This window comes from Bifidobacterium porcinum, assembly GCF_055378475.1.
Genome location: NZ_AP029603.1, coordinates 182,613 through 201,064 on the forward strand (window position 1 = coordinate 182,613; position 18,452 = coordinate 201,064).

Below are 18,452 nucleotides of genomic sequence, written 5' to 3' on the forward strand. Positions count from 1 at the left end.
GGTATCTGCCTGTGGTGTGACTGGGCGGTTGCATGGCGGGTTGGTGTGGCCGTGATTCGGCTCGTCGGCCCACTAAGCCCGCCGGACACCGCCCCACTAAGCCGCCGGCCCGCAACCGCCTCGCCCGCTACGCCGCAATCATCGGCCACAGCAGGTCGGTCATCTTCACCGCCCAGGATGCGCTCGTCTCTTCGGTGAGTGCATGGTTCGCCATCATCGAGCCGATGATGGTCGCGAAGATGAAGCCCAGATCCAAGCCGCTCCGGAACACTCCCGCCTGCTGCCCGCGGATGAAGAAGTCGCTGACGTGTTGCTTGACCGGCTGAATCACCTGCGCGACGATCTGTTCGAAATACCCGTTGCTCGCCGACAGTACCACGCCGACGGCTTTCAACCCGATTTCCTCATCGAACTGGCTGGTGATGGATTCGAGCATGCGACGCAGATTGCCGCGATTCGGCTCGAGATCCGCGGTATCGAGGATGCTCTCGGGCCATTGCATGGTGCGCAGACGATGCAGCATGTCGTCGGTGTTGCGATACCGGCGGTAAATCGTGGTTTTTGCGACTCCGCTACGCCGCGCCACTTCCTCGATGGTCACCGCACCGATGCCTTGTGACGCCACGATTTGCAGTGTCGCTTGCAGGATTTTCCGGTCGGTTTCCTCACGACGCCGTTCGCCGCGTTGCAAATGCGCCTGAATATGCGCTCGCGACTGGGCTCGTTGCGCCACTCGTTCCGGGGTTTGCGCCGAAGCCGCCGCCGCGACAGTCGCCTGTTCCAACGTGGTTGAGGCATCAGACCGTCTCGATGCTGACGAATTGTCGTCCATGATGTTTCTCTCCCGCTCTCTTCTTACTCTCTGTTCGCTTGTCCACCTGCCGTACGCTCCACCACGCGACTTGCCGCATCACCTGCCGCGCGTCACCTACTGGATGACATTGGTCGCCTCGAGCGTGTGCGCGTACCAGCGGTTGAACCGCATGACCGGCTTGCGGATCACCAGCCCCACAAGCAGCGCCGGGATGATGAACAGCGCCAACTTGCCCATGGCAATCCAATAGTCGTTGTTGTAGATGCCTGCAATCGCCGCCCGCATCGCCATAATCGAATGCGTGGCCGGCAGGAACGGGCTGATCCACGTGATGAAATCAGGCAGCACCTGCAACGGGTAGCCTCCACCGGAGCCGGAAATCTGCATGGCGAGCATGATTACGCCGATCGCCTTGCCGACGTTGTAGAAGCTCACGACCATCGCATACATGAAGAACGAGTAGACCAGCGAGCTGAGCCACCCGCTGAGCATGAACAGGAGCGGGTGCACGGCATGCACGCGCAGGAACAATAGCGTGCCGCCGCATGAGAAAGTACTTTGCAGCAGCCCCAGCACCGCGAACACTCCGTAATGCCCAAAGAACAGGACTCTGGGCTTCGGGTCGCCAAGCTCTTTGCGGATGCGCGCCGACACTTGCGTCTTGAGGGTCACCGCCATCAGCAGCGCGCCGACCCACAGGGGCAGGAAGGTGTAGAACGGTGTGAGTCCGGTGCCGAAGGTCTCCACGGGGAATAGCGCCTTACGGTTGAGTTTCACCGGTGCCGCAAGCGATGCGGCCAGCGTTTCCGGATTATTGCCGAGCACGCTGCGCACCTCGCTCATATCACCGCTGTTGAGCGCCTGCGCCAGCTTGCTGTTCAAATCATCCAGTTTGGTGCTGTTCTTCTCGAGCAGTTGCGCGGTGGATGTCAGCACGCTGCGCATGTTGGACAGCGCTTTGCCAGCTGTTTTCGACGTGGAATCGAGGTCGCTGAGCGTGGAATCCAAAGTGTCCGATCCACTGGCGAGCGTGGATGTCACGCTGGAGATCGAATTGCTGATTGATGTGATTTGCGGCTTGATTTCCTTGGTATAGCTGGTTTTCAGACCGCTGATGGACTGCTTGGCTTGTTGGGCGAGTCCGCTGATTTCGGCGCGTTTCGCTTCTGCATCGGTTTTCCCGGTGTCGATGGCGGTCGCCGCGGTATTGATGGCGTTTCGCACCCGGGTTTGCGCGCTGATCGCCGTGTCCAGCTGCTTGACGATGTTGTCGCGGGCGGTGACGAGCCGGTCGTGCGCAGCGGCGTCGGACATGTCGGGCACGGTGATGCCCGCGATACTGTCCCTGAGCGCTTGGAATTCCGTGATTTGCTGGTCGATAATGCCCGCCTGTCGTTTGAGCCCCGCGGACGCGTCCGACGCACCCGTCCCCGCACTGTCGAGCGTGGAGTCGATGGAATCGGCGACAGCCTGATAGCTTGAACTTGAGTTGGTGAACGCCGTGGTCAGGGCTTTCGACGCCGTGTTGAGAGCGCTGGTGATGTCGCTGGTGCCCTGCTTGGTGTCTTTCAGCGAGCTGCTTGTGCTTTTCGCGCTCGCAGAGATGCTGTCCACGAGTTGGTCGGAACTGGAAATCAAGGATTGCGCGGTGTCGGTAAGTCCGGCGAAGGTGTTGAGCATGGATGCGGCGTCGCCCAGTTGCGTCGCCATATCGCCCACATTCGCGTTGAAGGTGGTGAGCAGTTTCGACGCCTTTTCGCTGCCAAGCTCATCGGACAGGTCGCTGGCGACGCTCAGCGCGACCGTGGCGATGGTCTGCGCGAAGGTCTGGTTGACTTGCGCAGCCACCTGATCGGCACCCTGTCCGGTGATTTTCGGGGCGACGGCGTTGATCTTCTCGTTCGTGTAGTAGGTGAGTTTCGCATGCTGCACGTCGTCGGAGAAGAACGTCATCATGTCCTTGCTGAAACTGGAGGGGATGACTACGGCCGCATAATATTTGCCGGATTTCGCTCCGTCAATTGCATCGTCCTTGGTGGTGATGGTCCAGTCGAGCTGATCGTTGGCTCGCAGCGCGTTGACCACGCTGTCACCGACAGTGACCTTCACCGGGACAAGGCTGCTCTTATACCCCTTGTCGGTGTTGGCGACGGCGATTTTCAACTGGTTGAGGTTGCCGAACGGGTCCCAAGCGGCGGCGACGTTGAACCAGGTGAACAGGCCGGGGATGACGACAAGCCCGATCACGATGATCACCGAGACAACATTGCTGAACATGCGCCGCATATCACCGGTGAAAAGTTTCCATGCTGTTTTCACTGTTTTCATGCGGAATGCCTTCCTATGCGGCTCGGGCGGCTGTCCTGTTCATCGAGCAGGATCTGCTGAATCGCCTCTTCGTCAAGATTGCCTAGGCGCGTCTGCCGTTCGATGTTGTCTTTGATGAGTTCGATGGTCATAAGGAACCCCATGATGAGCAGAATCCAAATCAGCCAGATGACCATGGCGTTGACCTTGCTGCTCGGCGTGAGAATGGACAGCACAACGGCGAGAATCACCGGCACGGCGATACCCGTGATGAGTGCGGCGCGCTTGAGTTTCGGGTACAGCATGGTGAAGCGGGCGGCTCTGCGTTCGATGCGCTCGCGGTACTCGTCCCGTCCTGCCAGTGCGCGGATGATTTGTGTCAGACCATACGTGCGGCCAGGCATCTCCATCTTCTCGCTGATGACCATGTCGCCTTCCTCAAGTTCGCGCGTGAACAGGCGGTTGAGATTGGCGGTTTTCGGTCGCAACCACAGGCCGAGAATGAAGAACGCGACGGCAAAGATCATGAGTTTGGCAATGTCGTCGAGCCATTGACCGTCATAGAAGCCGGCGATGCATTCGCGTAGTGCGCCGATCGCGTAGGTGAACGGGAACAGTTGGTATACCTTGCGGAAGAAGCTCGGCATCATCTCAATGGGGTACAAGCCGGTTCCGCCCGGAATCTGCACCATAACCAAGGCGATGGCGATGCCTTTGCCAATGTGGAGGAAGGTAGTGGCCAGCGCGTAGATGATGCTGTGGTAGACGAGCGCGACGATGATGCCGGTGCCTACGAACGCGAACGGATTGACCGCCTGCACGCCGAGCAGCATTTCACCGACTGTCGTGGTGACGCCTTGTCCTGCGGCGAGGATGGCGAGCAGCAGCCATCGGCCCCAATAGCGTTCTCCCGGGGTGATGTTTTCGATGCCGTCGTCATCGGCTTCAGTGCGCAGAATCACGGTGAGCGCGAAAGCTCCCACCCATAGGGCCAACGCGGTGAACAGGGGCGCCATCGCGGAACCGTATGAATTCACCGGGAAGAGGGTTTTTGTGGAGAGCACGGTGGGGGAGAGCATGAAGTCGGAAATCTTCTTGGCGTCAAGCTTGCCGTTCTCCCCGAGAATGTTGCTCAGCGCGTTGGATGTGCTCAGCGCGGTCAGATCCGTGGCCAGGGTGTCAACCTTGCTCTGCACACGGTCAAGGCTGTCGCCGGCGCTGCTGATGGCGCTGCGCGTGCTTGCTGCGGACTGGTCCAGCTGGTCGAGCACGGTGTTGACCTGCGCGACCAGTGAATCCTGCCCGGTGACCAGGGCGCTCAGGGTTGCGCTGGTCGAGGCGAGGCTGCTCAGCCCGCTGTTGAGCTTTGGCAGTGCCTTCGTGTTGATGGTGTTGCGGGCTTTGTCGGTTGATTGCAGCGTGTTCTGCGTGGCGTCGTTGAGCGATTGTGATGCCGTAGTGCCGGCGGTGACCGTGTCGTTGATGTCGCGGTTCAGATTGTTCAAATCACTGATGGAACCTTGCAGATTGTCGTTCTGCTGCTGGAGGCGTTTGAGCGCCGCAGTGCCGGCGTCGGTGGCGATACCAGCGTTGCCGAGTTCGGTGTTGAGCTCCGTCAGTTCGGTGATGATGGTGGCGTTCGTGTCGCTGACGTTCTGGGCGGCGTCGAGCGCGGTCTGGACCGAGCCGTTCGCCTTGGTCAGCGCCGTGCCGAGGGCGGCGACGGTGAGGCTGGTCTGCGAACTGGCTTGTGACAGCAGGCTTGAGCTGGTGTCAAGCGCGGTTGAGGATTCCGATGTGAAGGTGTTGATGCTGGTCTGCGCGGTTTTCAGTAGTTGCGAGGTGCCTGTCAGTCCGTTGCCGGCTTGAGCCACCAGCTGGGTTGCGGTGTTTAAGGACGCGCGTGCTGCCGCCGTTTTCGTGGGTACCTGCGCGAGTGTCGTGTCAAGGTCGGTCATGGTCTGGCGTATGGTCGCCAGGTTGTTGGATGTGGTCCTGAGATCTTTGGCCGCGCTCCCGCCTGCGGCGGACGCCTGGTCGTCGATGGTGTCGGCGGTCTTGTTGACGATATTGACAATCGCCTTGCTCGCTGTGGATACGAAATTGCTGTTGATCTGCTGATCAAGTGTATTGGCGCCGGTGTCGGTGACTTTGGTGGCCACGGAGTTGGCTTTTTCGTTGACGTAATAGCTCAGTTTGGGCCGGTCACCGCTGCCGGTGACTACGTTGACGAGCGAATCGCTGAAATCGGACGGGATGATAATCGCCGCATAACAGCGCTCGGATTCGACGCTTTCCAAGGCGTCGCTCTCATTCATGAACGTCCAGCCGATCTGCTTGTTTTTCTTCAGCTCGGCCACGACCTGCTTGCCTGCGTTCAAATCGCCGGTCAGCGTGCTGGTGGTGCCTTTGTCTTTGTTGGCAACGGCGACCTTGATGCCGTTGGTGTTGTTGTACGGGTTCCAGAAACCGCGCACGTTGAACCACGCGTACATCGGTGGGATGAAGCACAAGCCGAAAGCAATCACCCAAGCAGTGGGGGCTTTGATCCAGCGCAGCAGATCGCGGCGCAGGATTTTTAACGCATTCCTCATATGGCGGCCCCTTGCTTGTTTGACGTGCATACCTTAATGGTAAAAGCGATACGCGACACGTAGCGCTACGAGATAAGTAGCGTAACGGCAGGCGTGGAAGAGTTTGCTGCCGGATTGAGGCTTCTGCGCGTGTCGTGCCGGTGTGTCTAGATATGCTGCGTCCGGCTCTGGGGCTGATGATTTGTTCCGGGGTGGGTTCGGTGGGGCTGATTCGAGGATTGGACTCCGAAATCGGATTTGGTCCGAGAAAAACACTTGAATCAATGTGCGCCTGGCTGTGCGACCGGTCGATTATAATCAACGAACCGCGGTATTCCGCTGTTTCTGGCTGTGTGCGGGCGGCGATTGTCTGTCGCAGGCGCCGCCGTCTTGGACTGATTCGGGGATTCGGGTGCGAGATTGGGTTTGGTCCGGCTTCGGGGCCGTGGCCGGTTTGGCGGCTGGCTGGTCATGGTCTGGGAACCGCGGGATTCCGCCGTTTCTGGATTGACGCGGATTGTGCCAGCCTGCCGGACCGCCTGTTTCCGTAGACTGATTCGGGAATCGGACGCTGAAATCGGATTCGGGTCGAGGAGAACACTGGGATCGATGTGTGCCCGGCCGTGCGACTGATCGGCGATAATCAAAGAACCTTGGTATTCCGCCGTTTTCGGCTGGGTACGGTTTACGGGCGCATGCTGCGACGGACGGCCGTACGGACTGGATCGGGAATCAAACGTTGAAACCCGATCCAGTCCACGACGGGAGTGCGACAGATGTTGATGCATCTGAGCCTCGGTATCGCAGCGAAGGTTGGCGGCCTTGAGAACTGCCGCAGCCGTGTGGATTTGCAGTCGCTGAAATCGCATAGTCGTGCGGTCTATGCAGACATGCAGATTGCACAGTCATGCAAATCATGCAGCCGCGCAAATCACGCAGCTGCGGCGCGCAATCGAGTGGACCCGCGCAGCCGTGTATTCCAAGGAATCGCGTGGCTCGCATAGTCCGACCGCTCACTTGCGGCCGCCCGCTCACTTGCGGCCGCCCGCTCACTCACATGCTGCCGGTGTCGTTGAAAATGCCGCTTCCGCCGAGTCCGAGTCCAAGGCTGCTGTCGTCGCTGGACGAGCTTGAGCCGTCGCTTTCGGATCCTCTGCTTGATCCGCTGCTCGACCCGGACCCGGATTCGTTCGAGCTGCCCGGCATCATGCGCCCGTAGCCGTACGGCTGCACGATTTGCTGCTGCCGACTGGGCGTGGTCGCGCGCATGATGAATCCGCCCGCAACGCCGCCGATTAGTCCGCAGATCAGTGCCGCCACGGCCGCGAACACGATAGTGCCGGTGTTGAGACTGGCGAAAAAGGCGCGGATTTTTGACGGCTTTTTCGGCTTCTTCTGGGTACCCGTCGGTGCGGGATACGCTCCGGGAACCCCGTACGGTGACTGATATTGCGGCTGCTGTACGTAGGGCTGTTGCGCGTACGGCTGGGATGCATACCCGTACGGCGATGCTTGCGGCGGGGTTTGCGTCTGACCTGCACCGGCTACTTGACCGGCCCTAGCCGCTTGGCCGGCGCCGCTCACTTGTCCGTTCTGCTCTGGCGCTGGTGATGGCTGATGAGGCTGTCCGCCCGGAGCCTGCCGCGCCTGTGCCGAGGCTTTGGCGACGGCATCTGCCGGTTGCGCCTCGCCGCGATGCGTGGCGGCCCAGTTCCAGGAAACCCCGTCGATGTCCGGGGCTTCTGCGGTGTCGCCGTTCGCTGTAACATCGGTATTCGTCGTCTTGCTATTGGACGCTTCGCCTGCGGGCACATTCCCGACGGATGCCTTGCCGCCGTTGGTTTCCCCGCCTGTTGCAGATGCCTTCGCGTCGGTGATCGGCTGTGTCTGCTGCACGTCCTGAATCTGCTGGGTTTCCTGCGTGTCTTGGTTCCGCCGGTCTTGCGGATTCTGCTGATCTGCACTCATGTTATGCTCCCTTCAATGTCGGTTCGCTGTCCTCGCCGTGCCGCGGTAGTTGCGGCTTGTCGCGGACCGCCGAGCCATGTTGCCCGGCTTCCTTATTGATTTCAGCTAACCTCATCAACCCTTGGATGCACTGCCAATCGGCGTATGAGCATCTCAAAAGTCGCACACGGTGGTCTGCCAAAATCATGGATGGAACCTGAAAGCGCGAGATCACCAGAGCCGGCGGTGCGCTCTGCGAAACCAGTGTGCGCACCGATACAAACTGTCTACGCTAAAGCGGTTGTCAGCGTAGCTGGTTTGTGGAGTAATTAGACAACGCGCGCATCTGACGATGGACGGTGGCGCGAGTTCCCGAAATTCCGCACTCAGCCTCCAACGATGTCCGTCGGATTAGCGCCGCATGCTGCTGATTCTTCACTTCCGTTTCTCTGGCTCCGGTTTCGCGCGCGGTCTCAGATTGTCGGCTCTATATCTGCGATTTCGGGTCACCCGTTCCACGCCACGATGTTCTAGGTCTCTGATGCTTTCGAAGCTCGACTCCCGGTAGCCGCCGACCGAGTGCCAAAGAAATCTCTGAGTCTTGAAATCTGAAAATCTTTCGACTCCGTCTTGATTTCGCGAGATGTTGAGCACTAAGTCTGAAAATCTCGTGTCCGATGCGTGATTGAGAGAGATATTGAGATTGTCGCGCGTCGTCGTCGACATGACGGAATCAGGAAAAGCGCGGAATATCAACGATTTTTGGGCTGGCGGTGTTAGCCGCACACGTTGGAAAGTCTGTAAAAATCGCGGATTTCGTCTCTGCGGAGAGTTGTTTAGAGATTTTTCTGAAAATCTCAGTTCGCCGGCCGATTTTGCAAGATATTGAGAATTCCGCGTCTGTCTGGCTGGTCGCGCATGCGTCGCACGGTAAGGACCGGGATGATGTTACTTTAGAAACAGTTACAACAACTAGGTACGCTGGCAACAGATGCATCGTGGCGACGCAGGTCCTTGCGGATTTCGGTTTGACGATCGTCTGGATAGGAGCAGCATATGGCAGGAACTGACAACGCCGGTCTTCAAATGGCGGGCGCGGATGGGGCGTCGTTGGTGAGCGGCTCCGACAACACTGCAAACGTATGTGACGCCGCCGGCAAGGGCGATGATGGAGTAGTTGCTGACAACGCCCCCAGCTCGACCGGCACTCCTGCAACCGCCGCCCCTGCAACCCTGTCCGCGGTATCCGACGCCATCGCCGCGCTCACAATCTCCGACGCGACCCGCGAGGCGACAGCCAACCAATTGAGCGCCGACGAGGAATCATCCTCCCTGCTTGACGACGGCAAACACACGCTCCCGTTCATCACCCGCCTCTACGGCGGCTTGGTCATGCTGCTCGGCGTGTGCACCATCCCGCTGATTATCTACGAACTCACGTATGGAATCCGCCAGGTTCTTGATGGCAAAGTCACAATCGACGCGCTCGCTTTGCCGTTCATTCTCTCCTGCGTCGAAGTGGTGGTGCTGATCGCCAACGCCGCGTGCATGGCGGTGTTCGGCGTGCAACTGTTGCGCAGCCACCGCCGGCATGCCGCCCGGTGGGCGTACGCGCTGATGCCGCTCACGCTCGCGCATGGCATGCTGTCGCTTGCACTGGAAGGTTTCGGCACGAATCTACTCGGACCGTTCGTGCAGATGACCATCCTGGTCGCCCTGTCGGTGACGCTTGATCCGGCACTGCTTCAGGAACGTCAACTGCAGTGGCATCTCAAACGCATGGATGAGCATGACGCGTACAACAGGGCCGTCCAAGCGGATATGCTCGGACGCGACCAGAGCGGCAAGGGCTATATTTCCCTTGACTATTTCAATATTTTCTGGCTGTTCGTTGTCGGTTGCGTGGTGGGGCTGATTATCGAGACCATCTACCATTTCGTGCTCGTGCATGAATACCAGGACCGCGCGGGGCTGCTGTGGGGGCCGTTTTCCCCGATTTACGGCTGCGGCGCGGTGATTTTGACGGTGTGCCTGAACCGGTTGTGGCGTAAGAATCCGGTGCTGATTTTCTTCGCGAGCGCGGTGATCGGCGGCGCGTTTGAATTCTTCGTCAGCTGGTTCATGGAGGCGGCGTTCGGCATCACCGCGTGGGATTACACCGGTCAATGGCTGTCGATTGGCGGTCGTACGTCTGGTAAGTACATGGTGTTCTGGGGTTTGCTCGGGCTCGCGTGGATCAAGTTCGTGCTGCCGTATCTGTTGCGCCTGATCAATAGGATTCCGTGGAAGATTAGGTATTCGTTGACTGCGGTGTGCACGGTGTTGATGCTGGTTGACATCGTGATGACGCTGATGGCGCTGGACTGCTGGTACAGCCGCGTTTCTGGCGTGCCACAGAATGCCCCGGTCACGCAGTTCTTCGCCGAGCATTTCAATGACTCGTATATGCAGCATCGGTTCCAGACCATGACCATCGACCCGTCGAAGTCCGGCCGTATGGCGTAGCAGTCGCGTATTGCGGAGCTGTACCGGTATGCGCGGGCGTGCACCGCGCATCTGCCGGTCGCCCGGCTCACGGTCGCGATAAGCGAGGCACCCGTGAACCAGGCCAAATCAGCGGTTGCGTGTGGCGGAATCCTCCGAACCCTAGAAATCCCAATCGTCGTCGTCGGTTTCCTCGGCCTTGCCCATCACGTAGGACGAGCCCGAACCGGAGAAGAAATCGTGGTTCTCGTTCGCCGAAGGTGACAGCGCAGCCAGGATTTCCGGGCTCACCTGGGTTTCCTCGGCGGTGAAGCGTGTGGAGTAGCCGAGGTTCATGAGTGCCTTGTTCGCGTTGTATCGCACGAACGCAAGCACATCGGGCAGGAAGTCGAAGCCCGCGTACACGTCCTTGGAATACTCGATTTCCAGCTCGTACAGGCGGTCGAGCAGGTCCATCGTGAAGTCGTGCAGCATCTGCTGGTCGTCGGCGCTGCGGGTCTCAAGTCCGCGCTGGAACTTGTAGCCTGAATAATACCCATGGATCGCCTTGTCTCGAAGGATGAGACGAATCATATCAGCGGTGTTCATCATGGTGCCGCGAGCCGCGAAATACAACGGCAGATAGAAGCCCGCGTACAGCAGCAGCGACGAGAGCAGTGTGGCGGCGACCTTGCGTTTGAGCGGGTCGTCGCTCTCATACTGTTCGAGCACGGTGTCGACGCGCTCCTGCAGGATGTCGTTGCCCACGGCCCAACGGTACGCTTCATCAATCTGCTCGCTGGAGCACAACGTGGAGAAGATTGACGAGTACGAACGCGCGTGAATGGACTGCATGAACGCGATATTCGTGTACACGGCCTGCTCGTGTTCGGTGCGCGCATGCTCGATCTGGCAGATTTCGCCGATGGTGGCCTGCGTGGTATCGAGTAGCGTCAGGCCCGTGAACACGCGCACGGTGGTGGTACGTTCGCGCTCGCTCAGCGCTCGCCAGTCGGGCACGTCGTTCGACAGCGGCACTTTCTCGGGCAGCCAGAAGTTGGCGACGAGGCGGTTCCACACCTCGAGGTCCTTGTCGTCCGTGATGCGGTTCCAGTTAATCGGCCGCACGCGCGAACCGTGATGGTAGCGGTATTGCGCCGGGGTGATGGACGCGGTCATCATCGCGTCATCGGCGATGCGGACAGTGCGGGGTGCGGTGGGGGTGGTGGTCATGATGTTCCTTCGGTCGGTTCAATGGTTCATTGGTTCATGGGACAAGGATTGGCGGAATGACGCCGCTCACAGCATGCAGCTGACGCAGCCTTCGACGTCGGTGCCTTCGAGCGCCTGCTGGCGGATGCGGATGTAATACAGCGTCTTGATGCCCTTGCGCCATGCGTAGATCTGCGCCTTGTTGAGATCACGCGTCGTGGCGGTATCAGGGAAGAACAGCGTGAGCGACAGGCCTTGGTCCACGTGCTTCGTGGCTTCGGCGTAGGTGTCGATGATCGCCTTCCAGCCGATGGTGTACGCGTCCTCGAACATGTCGAGATTCTCGTTGGTCATGTAGGGCGCCGGGTAATACACGCGGCCCGTTTTGCCTTCCTTGCGGATTTCGATGCGCGCGGCGATCGGGTGAATCGAGCTCGTGGAATGGTTGATGTACGAAATCGACCCGGTCGGCGGCACGGCCTGCAAGTAGGCGTTGTAGATGCCGTCGCGCAGTATTTCGGTTTGCAGTTCACGCCAATCGTCGGCGGAGGGGATGGCCACGCCGAGGCGGGCGAACAACTTGCGCACGGTATCGGTCCGTGGCTCGGTGCGATACGTGCCGTCGATGTACTTGTCGAAATAATTGCCGTCGCCGGCCGATTTGGCATACGCGCTGTCGGCGAACCCTGCGAATCGTGTGCCGCGTTCAACGGCGATTGCGTGCGAAGTGTGGTACGCGTGATAGGCGACGGTCAGGAAATACATATCCGTGAAATCGAGCGCCTCATCACTGCCGTACCGCAGGTCTTCGCGGCCGAGGAAACCGTGCAGGTTCATCTGTCCCAAGCCGATTGCATGGCTTTCCTCGTTGCCGCGCCGGATGGACGGCACACAATCCAGTCGCGTATGGTCGCTGACCGAGGTGAGCGCGCGGACGGCGGTTTCGACACTCGCGGCGAGACCCCCGTCCATCGCCTTCGCGATATTGAGCGACCCCAGATTGCAGGAGATATCACGGCCCACATGCTCGTAGCCGAGGTCCTCGCGGTAGGTGCTCGGCTCCTGCACCTGCAGGATTTCGGAGCACAGGTTGCTCATGGTCACGCGGCCCTTGAGAGGGTTCGCGCGGTTCACGGTGTCCTCGAACAGCATGTACGGGTAGCCGGATTCGAATTGCAATTCGGCGAGCGTCATGAAGAATTCGCGCGCGTCGATGTACGTCTTGCGGATACGGTCATCGGCCAGCATCTCGTCATAGTGTTCCGTGACCGAAATATCGGCGAATGGTACACCATAGACACGCTCTACATCGTACGGACTGAACAGGGCCATGCGTTCGCGGCGTTTGGCCAGCTCGAAGGTGATGTCCGGAATCACCACGCCGAGGGCCAGCGATTTGATGCGGATCTTCTCATCTGCGTTCTCGCGCTTGGTGTCGAGGAAGCGCATGATATCAGGGTGATGCGCGTTGAGATACGCCGCGCCGGCGCCTTGGCGCGCCCCCAGCTGGTTCGCGTAGCTGAACGAGTCCTCGAGCAGTTTCATGACCGGAACCACGCCGCTTGACTGGTGTTCGATGCGCTTGATCGGGGCGCCCGCCTCACGCAGATTCGTCAGCAGGAGTGCTACGCCGCCGCCGCGCTTGGACAGTTGCAACGCCGCGTTGATACCGCGCGAAATCGACTCCATATTGTCTTCGATACGCAGCAGGAAGCAGCTCACCGCCTCGCCGCGCTGCGCTTTGCCAAGATTCAGGAAGGTCGGCGTGGCGGGCTGGTAACGGCCGGAAATGATGGCGTCCGCGTACTCGATCGCACGCTGCTCGTCACCGTCCGCAAGCTCCAGAGCGACGGCGGCACAACGCTGTGGGAAATCCTCCAGATACTGCGAGCCGTCAAACGTCTTGAGCGCGTAGGATGCGTAGAACTTGAACGCGCCCAGGAAGGTCTCGAACGTGAATCCCTGATGTTCTACATGGTCGTAGAAGTTGTCCAGAAAATCGTCCGAATACTGGTCAAAGACGCGACGGTCGTAATATCCCTGATCCAGCAGGTAGGCGAGGCGCTCGCGGGTGGAGACGAACCGCATGGTGCGCGGCTCGACCTGGTCTTGCATATACGCGTCGACAGCCTGATGGTCAGCATCGAAGCGAATGCGGCCGTTGTCATCGTATAGGTTGAGCATCGCGTTGAGGGCGTGATAGTCGGGAGCCGCCTGCGGAATGGTGAATTGGGGCGAAGTGGCGGTTGCGGTCATGATTGGCCTTTCTGGTTGGTGCGGTGATTGTGGATGAGGTGGTTGAGATGAGTGATGGTGGGGATGGTTGATTGGTTGCGGAGCTTTCAAGGGTTTTCAGTCGGGCCGGTCGGTTTCGGCCGCCGCGGGCCGCAGAAAGAAGCCGCGCAGCCCCTCGCGGACCTTGCGCATGTCCTCGGGTGTGCCGGTCAGTTCGAAGGAATACAGGAACGGCACATGGCATTTCGCGGCGATCACGTCACCCGCCGCGCAGAACGCATCGCCGAAATTCGTGTTGCCGGACGCGATGACTCCGCGCAGTAGTCGGCGGTTGCCGCGGTCGTTGAGAAAACGGCGAACCTGCGGCGGCAGGGCTTTCGAAATGTCGCCACCGCCGTATGTCGGCACGACGATCACGAACGGTTCGTTGACAACCAGCGGGGCGCTCTTCGGGCGCAGCGGGATGCGATACACGTTGAGCCCGGCTTCGGGCAGATGGCAGTTCTTGATGAATCTCGCGGTGTTTTCCGACGCGGAGGAGAAGTACACGACTGCGCCGATGTGGGTGTCGATTGCTGCGGATTCAGGCTCGCTGGGGCTTGGCGTGCCGGGCGCTGGAGGGTTGGAATTCGGAGAGCTTGGTTCTGGGACGCCGGGTGTCATGCTGCCGGGTGCCGCGACGCTGGAACCCAAGTCGCCCATCATGCGTGCGGTTGCGTCGGTCATGCCCGGTTCCCGTCGGTCGCCAGGGCGGATTGCGTGTCTGCGTTTGCGTTTGCGTTCGCGGTCGTGTCTGCGGTCGCGAGCGCTCCGGCGAGCTGGTCGATGAGGTCCGGCCGGTATCCCGACCACGCGGCATCCGGCGTAATCACGACGGGCGCTTGGCGGTATCCGGCTTGGACCAGCTGCGTCAGCGTCGCGGGGTTCTCGCTCAAATCGACGGTTTCGAAGGTGATCCCGCGGTCGCGTAGGCGGCGTTTGGTCGCCTCGCACTGTTGGCATTGCGGTTTGGTGAACACGGTGATGGTCAACTGTCCTCCTTGGTCGAAAGCGTCATGACGGAAGCTGTCGTGGCGGTGTCGGAACTGTTACGCTACACGACTGGGCAGGAACAAAAAACCACCATCACTAGTGGCGTGTCGAGCGTGTCGCTACTATATCTAGTGATTTCCATAAGTTGCTCATCATAGTCGGGAGAACGATTCCGGGGTGTGCGCGTTCTGGGCGGCGACGATGCCGGCCGGCAATCGAAATGTGAGGTATCCGACAAATCCGTGATTCAGACTTGACATGTCCGTGTGCACGAGTGCGGGTATCGCGGGTGCATCTCGTGTTCGCCGTCGTTGAAGCCATCCGTGGTACTGCTCAGGGCGTATTCGTGGAACGGAATAGGCATTCCGCCCAAGGCTCGCGATAGACTGACAGCTGATGTACGCGGCGAACAGCCGCGCCTGCGAATGAACGCGTATGAACGTGTCATCGAACCTGTCATTGGACTTGGGAAAGGTAACGTAATGGCCGTAGAAGCTACTGCAAACATCGGCGTCGTCGGACTGGCGGCAATGGGCTCCAACCTCGCCCGCAACCTGGCGCATCACGGGAACACCGTCGCCGTGTACAACCGGCATTACGAGCGTACGGAAAAGCTCATCAACGAGCACGGCACCGAAGGCAAGTTCGTGCCCGCGAAAACCGTTGAGGAGTTCGTCGCCTCCCTCAAGCGCCCGCGCACCGCGATCATCATGGTCAAGGCCGGCGCCCCGACCGACGCGGTGATCAACGAGCTCGCCGACGCCATGGAGCCGGGCGACATCATCGTCGATGGCGGCAACTCTTACTTCGAGGACACTATTCGCCGCGAGAAGGATATCCGCGCTCGTGGCTTGCATTTCGTCGGCTGCGGCGTGTCCGGCGGCGAGGAAGGCGCGCTCAACGGCCCGTCCCTCATGCCCGGCGGCACCGAGGAATCCTGGAAGACTCTCGGCCCGATCCTCAAGTCCATCGCTGCGGTCGCCGAAGGTGAGCCGTGTGTCACGCATATCGGTGAGAACGGCGCCGGCCACTTCGTCAAGATGGTCCACAACGGCATCGAATATGCGGATATGCAGCTTATCGCGGAAAGCTACGATCTCATGCACCGCGGGCTCGGCATGGATGCCGCCGAGATCGGTGACGTGTTTGAAGAGTGGAACAAGACCGAGCTGAATTCGTATCTGATTGAAATCACTGCCGAAGTGCTGCATCAGGTGGATGCCAAGACCGGCAAGGCGTTGGTGGACGTGATTGTTGACCATGCGGGCATGAAGGGCACCGGCACGTGGACTGTGCAGACCGCGCTGTCGCTGGCGATTCCGGTGACCGGCATCGCCGAAGCGGTGTTCGCCCGCGGTCTGTCCGGCATGACCGAGCAGCGTGCCGAAGCGCAGAAGCAGCATCTTGCCGGCCCTGAGCAGAAGCTTGATGTCGCGCCGGCTGAACGTGCCGCGTTCATTGAGGATATCCGCCACGCGCTGTACGCCTCGAAGATCGTCGCCTACGCGCAGGGCTTCGATGAGATTCAGGCCGGTGCCAAGGAGTACGGCTGGAATATCGATCTTGCTGCGGTGGCGCGCATCTGGCGTGGCGGCTGCATCATTCGCGCGCAGTTCTTGAACCGCGTGGCCGAGGCCTTCGAATCCGGCGAAGCAAACGTGTCGCTGCTGTTCGCCTCGTATTTCAAGGATGCGATTGCCAAGGCGCAGGATTCCTGGCGTCGCGTGGTCGCCCAGGCTGCGCTGAACGGCATGCCGACCCCGGCGTTCGCCAGCTCGCTGTCCTACTACGACGGTCTGCGTTCCGACCGTCTGCCCGCCGCTCTGATCCAGGGCCAGCGCGACTACTTCGGCGCGCACACCTACGGCCGCATCGACCAGCCCGGCGCCTTCCACACGTTGTGGGCCGAACCCGGCCGTCCTGAAATCACCGCGTGATTTCAGGACGGTAGGCACGGCCCGGTGGGCTGTGCCTAGGGTTCGGCTGCGGTGCGCCGTATTGCGCGCCGCAGTAAATATTTGAGACCGGCCGTAGGCTGGTCAATAATTGCAGGGCCGGAGGCGAACCGCATCGGCCCTTGTAAATCAGATGCCTCCAAACTGGTTACGCTGACGACTCTCTCAGCGTAACCAGTTTGTGTAATTGGGGGCCTCGTGGATATCGGCGGCTGTGTTGTCTTGATGTCGTTTCTGCCTGCTGAACGTTGGCTGGCCCGGGAGTTTATGCTGATTTAGGCAATTCGCCGCTAAACTCCCGTTCCGGACGCGGGAGTTTACGAGAATCCGGCATTCTCATGCATGATTTCCCAACAAGAACGTTGGAATTCCGCGATTCTCAAAAATCGGCCTCAAAGCCGTTTTGGGAGAACTCTGCCAGATTCATGCTTTCGCGCTAAACTCCCGTGCGCAACCGGGAGTTTGCTGCCCTCGAGACGATTCATAACAGAACTCCCGCATCGGTCTTGGCAATTTGTCCAGCCGCATCCCGTTCCAGTACAGGGCGATCGATGTCCAGCAGCCAATCTCAATAATCCCAATATTTTTCGGTTCCGCTCTCTCGCGTCTGAACGCCATCCGACGGACTATTGCAGATTCCGCGCCCATGCCGTCGCAAACGCATATCCCGAAATCGTTGGAATTCCGCGGTTTTTATAGAATCGGTCGCGCAGGCGACCATCCCGATTCCTCAATTTCTTCAGGAATCTGTCTTTTCCGCCGAGTTTTCCAGACTGAAATCTGAAAAACTCGTGATTTGCGCCTTCTGAATCGAGATGTTGAATCCTTTACAAACCGGCTTCGCTCGTAGCCTTCAGCGTAGCCGGTTTGTAAGCAAGCACCTTACAGTTGCGCAGCCGCGTCGGGGGTGGTGAACCAGACGAGCTCGTCGGTGGCGTCCGCGAAGGATGACGGCCAGGCGGGATCATTGTGCGTGGCGAACACGTGGGCGAGCGCATCGGCTTTTCCGGCGCCGGCGGTCAGGAACCACATGCGGCGCGTCTGGGCGAGCAGCGGCGCGGTCATGCTCAGGCGCAGCGGCGGCATCTTGGGGGAGTGGTTCACGCCGACGACCAGTCGGTCTGCGATGGACACCTCGGCATGCCCGGGGAACAGTGACGCGTAATGGCCGTCCGGTCCCATGCCCATCACGGCGATATCCATCACCGGTACGATACCCAGCTCGCGAACCAGTTCGCGCGCGTATGCGCGTGCCGCCTGATCAAGCAGCGCGTCGGTCGTCGCATCGTCTGCCGCAGCGATATCCGCAGCGTTGCGCGTATCTGCGGCCATCTCATGGATGTTGGACTCAGGGAGCCGCCCATCGGCAACCAGCCGGTCGAGCAGCATGCGGCGTGCCTGCAGCGCGTTGCGATCGTTATCGTCGGCGGCGACAAACCGTTCATCCGCCCACCACAGGTGCACGCGCGTCCAGTCGATGGTGTCGGTCAGTGGGTTGGATGCCATGTATTCCAACGCTTTGATGGTGTCCGAACCGCCGGTGAGCGCCACATCCACGCGGGCGCGGGTCTTGCCGCCGGCGAGCCGTTCGCCGAGCAGGTCGGCGATGGCGAGCAGCAGACGTTGCGCTCCGGCTTGGGCGACCGCGTCTTTGATCGGATATACCACGAGTGTGCGTTGGGCCATGATTCCTCCTGAATCAGTGCGTATCTTGCGAGTACGTATCTTCTTGACAGCATAGTCGTTGTGGATATGTTGCCGTGGAAATTATCGTACGTCGCGGCCGCTTCCGGCTTGTCGCCATAACTTAAGCGGTTGTGCTGGGATTGCTATGAACGCAACCGCATCAACCCGACGATGCATGATAAGCGCAAATCAGTCAAAGGAGAACCGCATACCGCCCGAACACATCCA

General features: G+C 59.9%; 11 protein-coding genes. 2 read left to right on the forward strand and 9 right to left on the reverse strand.

Going from position 1 to position 18,452, the window contains the following annotated elements; all coding sequences use genetic code 11:
- Window positions 1-127 precede the first annotated feature (127 nt).
- The 4 genes from ACZ41G_RS00695 to ACZ41G_RS00710 form a co-directional block, all read right to left on the reverse strand.
- Window positions 128-832 carry a TetR/AcrR family transcriptional regulator gene (locus ACZ41G_RS00695; protein ID WP_464145380.1) on the reverse strand — a complete coding sequence of 235 codons (705 nt, stop codon included), beginning with the start codon at window positions 830-832 and terminating at the stop codon, window positions 128-130.
- Between the two features lie 96 nt (window positions 833-928).
- Window positions 929-3,133 carry a YhgE/Pip domain-containing protein gene (locus tag ACZ41G_RS00700; protein ID WP_464146292.1) on the reverse strand — a complete coding sequence of 735 codons (2,205 nt, stop codon included), beginning with the start codon at window positions 3,131-3,133 and terminating at the stop codon, window positions 929-931.
- A gap of 5 nt (window positions 3,134-3,138) precedes the next feature.
- On the reverse strand, window positions 3,139-5,715 hold the full coding sequence (locus ACZ41G_RS00705) for a YhgE/Pip domain-containing protein (RefSeq protein ID WP_464145382.1): 2,577 nt from the start codon (window positions 5,713-5,715) through the stop codon (window positions 3,139-3,141).
- Window positions 5,716-6,747: 1,032 nt separating this feature from the next.
- Window positions 6,748-7,662 (reverse strand): hypothetical protein, encoded by a 915-nt coding sequence (locus ACZ41G_RS00710; protein ID WP_464145384.1) that lies wholly within the window; start codon window positions 7,660-7,662, stop codon window positions 6,748-6,750.
- A 1,035-nt stretch (window positions 7,663-8,697) separates the two neighbouring features.
- Here ACZ41G_RS00710 and ACZ41G_RS00715 point away from each other — a divergent pair.
- Entirely contained in the window at window positions 8,698-10,146 is a 1,449-nt protein-coding gene (locus ACZ41G_RS00715) for a putative ABC transporter permease (RefSeq protein WP_464145386.1), read from the forward strand.
- Window positions 10,147-10,287: 141 nt separating this feature from the next.
- Here the strand turns inward: ACZ41G_RS00715 and nrdF are convergent, their stop codons facing one another.
- The 4 genes from nrdF to ACZ41G_RS00735 form a co-directional block, all read right to left on the reverse strand.
- The gene (nrdF, locus tag ACZ41G_RS00720; protein ID WP_044098634.1) at window positions 10,288-11,283 is read right to left on the reverse strand and encodes a class 1b ribonucleoside-diphosphate reductase subunit beta; all 996 of its coding nucleotides are present in this window, start codon (window positions 11,281-11,283) and stop codon (window positions 10,288-10,290) included.
- Window positions 11,284-11,403: 120 nt separating this feature from the next.
- Window positions 11,404-13,572, reverse strand: coding sequence for a class 1b ribonucleoside-diphosphate reductase subunit alpha (gene nrdE / locus ACZ41G_RS00725; RefSeq protein WP_464145388.1), 2,169 nt, complete (start codon window positions 13,570-13,572; stop codon window positions 11,404-11,406).
- A 96-nt stretch (window positions 13,573-13,668) separates the two neighbouring features.
- Window positions 13,669-14,214 (reverse strand): class Ib ribonucleoside-diphosphate reductase assembly flavoprotein NrdI, encoded by a 546-nt coding sequence (gene nrdI / locus ACZ41G_RS00730; protein WP_464146294.1) that lies wholly within the window; start codon window positions 14,212-14,214, stop codon window positions 13,669-13,671.
- A gap of 59 nt (window positions 14,215-14,273) precedes the next feature.
- Complete coding sequence (locus ACZ41G_RS00735) at window positions 14,274-14,582, reverse strand: glutaredoxin domain-containing protein (RefSeq protein WP_321046557.1); 309 nt, start codon at window positions 14,580-14,582, stop codon at window positions 14,274-14,276.
- A 483-nt stretch (window positions 14,583-15,065) separates the two neighbouring features.
- Between ACZ41G_RS00735 and gndA the strand changes: the two genes are divergently transcribed.
- Window positions 15,066-16,520 (forward strand): NADP-dependent phosphogluconate dehydrogenase, encoded by a 1,455-nt coding sequence (gndA, locus tag ACZ41G_RS00740; RefSeq protein ID WP_439729795.1) that lies wholly within the window; start codon window positions 15,066-15,068, stop codon window positions 16,518-16,520.
- 900 nt (window positions 16,521-17,420) lie between these two features.
- Here gndA and pgl read toward each other — a convergent pair.
- Entirely contained in the window at window positions 17,421-18,224 is an 804-nt protein-coding gene (pgl, locus tag ACZ41G_RS00745) for a 6-phosphogluconolactonase (protein ID WP_464145391.1), read from the reverse strand.
- Window positions 18,225-18,452: the final 228 nt, after the last annotated feature.

Bases quoted from the DNA above. Each gene is read 5' to 3' on its own strand.
- ACZ41G_RS00695 (WP_464145380.1), bottom strand. From the start codon at position 832: ATGGACGACAATTCGTCAGCATCGAGACGGTCTGATGCCTCAACCACG.
- nrdE (WP_464145388.1), bottom strand. From the start codon at position 13,572: ATGACCGCAACCGCCACTTCGCCCCAATTCACCATTCCGCAGGCGGCT.
- pgl (WP_464145391.1), bottom strand. From the start codon at position 18,224: ATGGCCCAACGCACACTCGTGGTATATCCGATCAAAGACGCGGTCGCC.
- gndA (WP_439729795.1), top strand. From the start codon at position 15,066: ATGGCCGTAGAAGCTACTGCAAACATCGGCGTCGTCGGACTGGCGGCA.
- ACZ41G_RS00705 (WP_464145382.1), bottom strand. From the start codon at position 5,715: ATGAGGAATGCGTTAAAAATCCTGCGCCGCGATCTGCTGCGCTGGATC.
- nrdI (WP_464146294.1), bottom strand. From the start codon at position 14,214: ATGACACCCGGCGTCCCAGAACCAAGCTCTCCGAATTCCAACCCTCCA.
- ACZ41G_RS00710 (WP_464145384.1), bottom strand. From the start codon at position 7,662: ATGAGTGCAGATCAGCAGAATCCGCAAGACCGGCGGAACCAAGACACG.
- ACZ41G_RS00715 (WP_464145386.1), top strand. From the start codon at position 8,698: ATGGCAGGAACTGACAACGCCGGTCTTCAAATGGCGGGCGCGGATGGG.
- nrdF (WP_044098634.1), bottom strand. From the start codon at position 11,283: ATGACCGCGTCCATCACCCCGGCGCAATACCGCTACCATCACGGTTCG.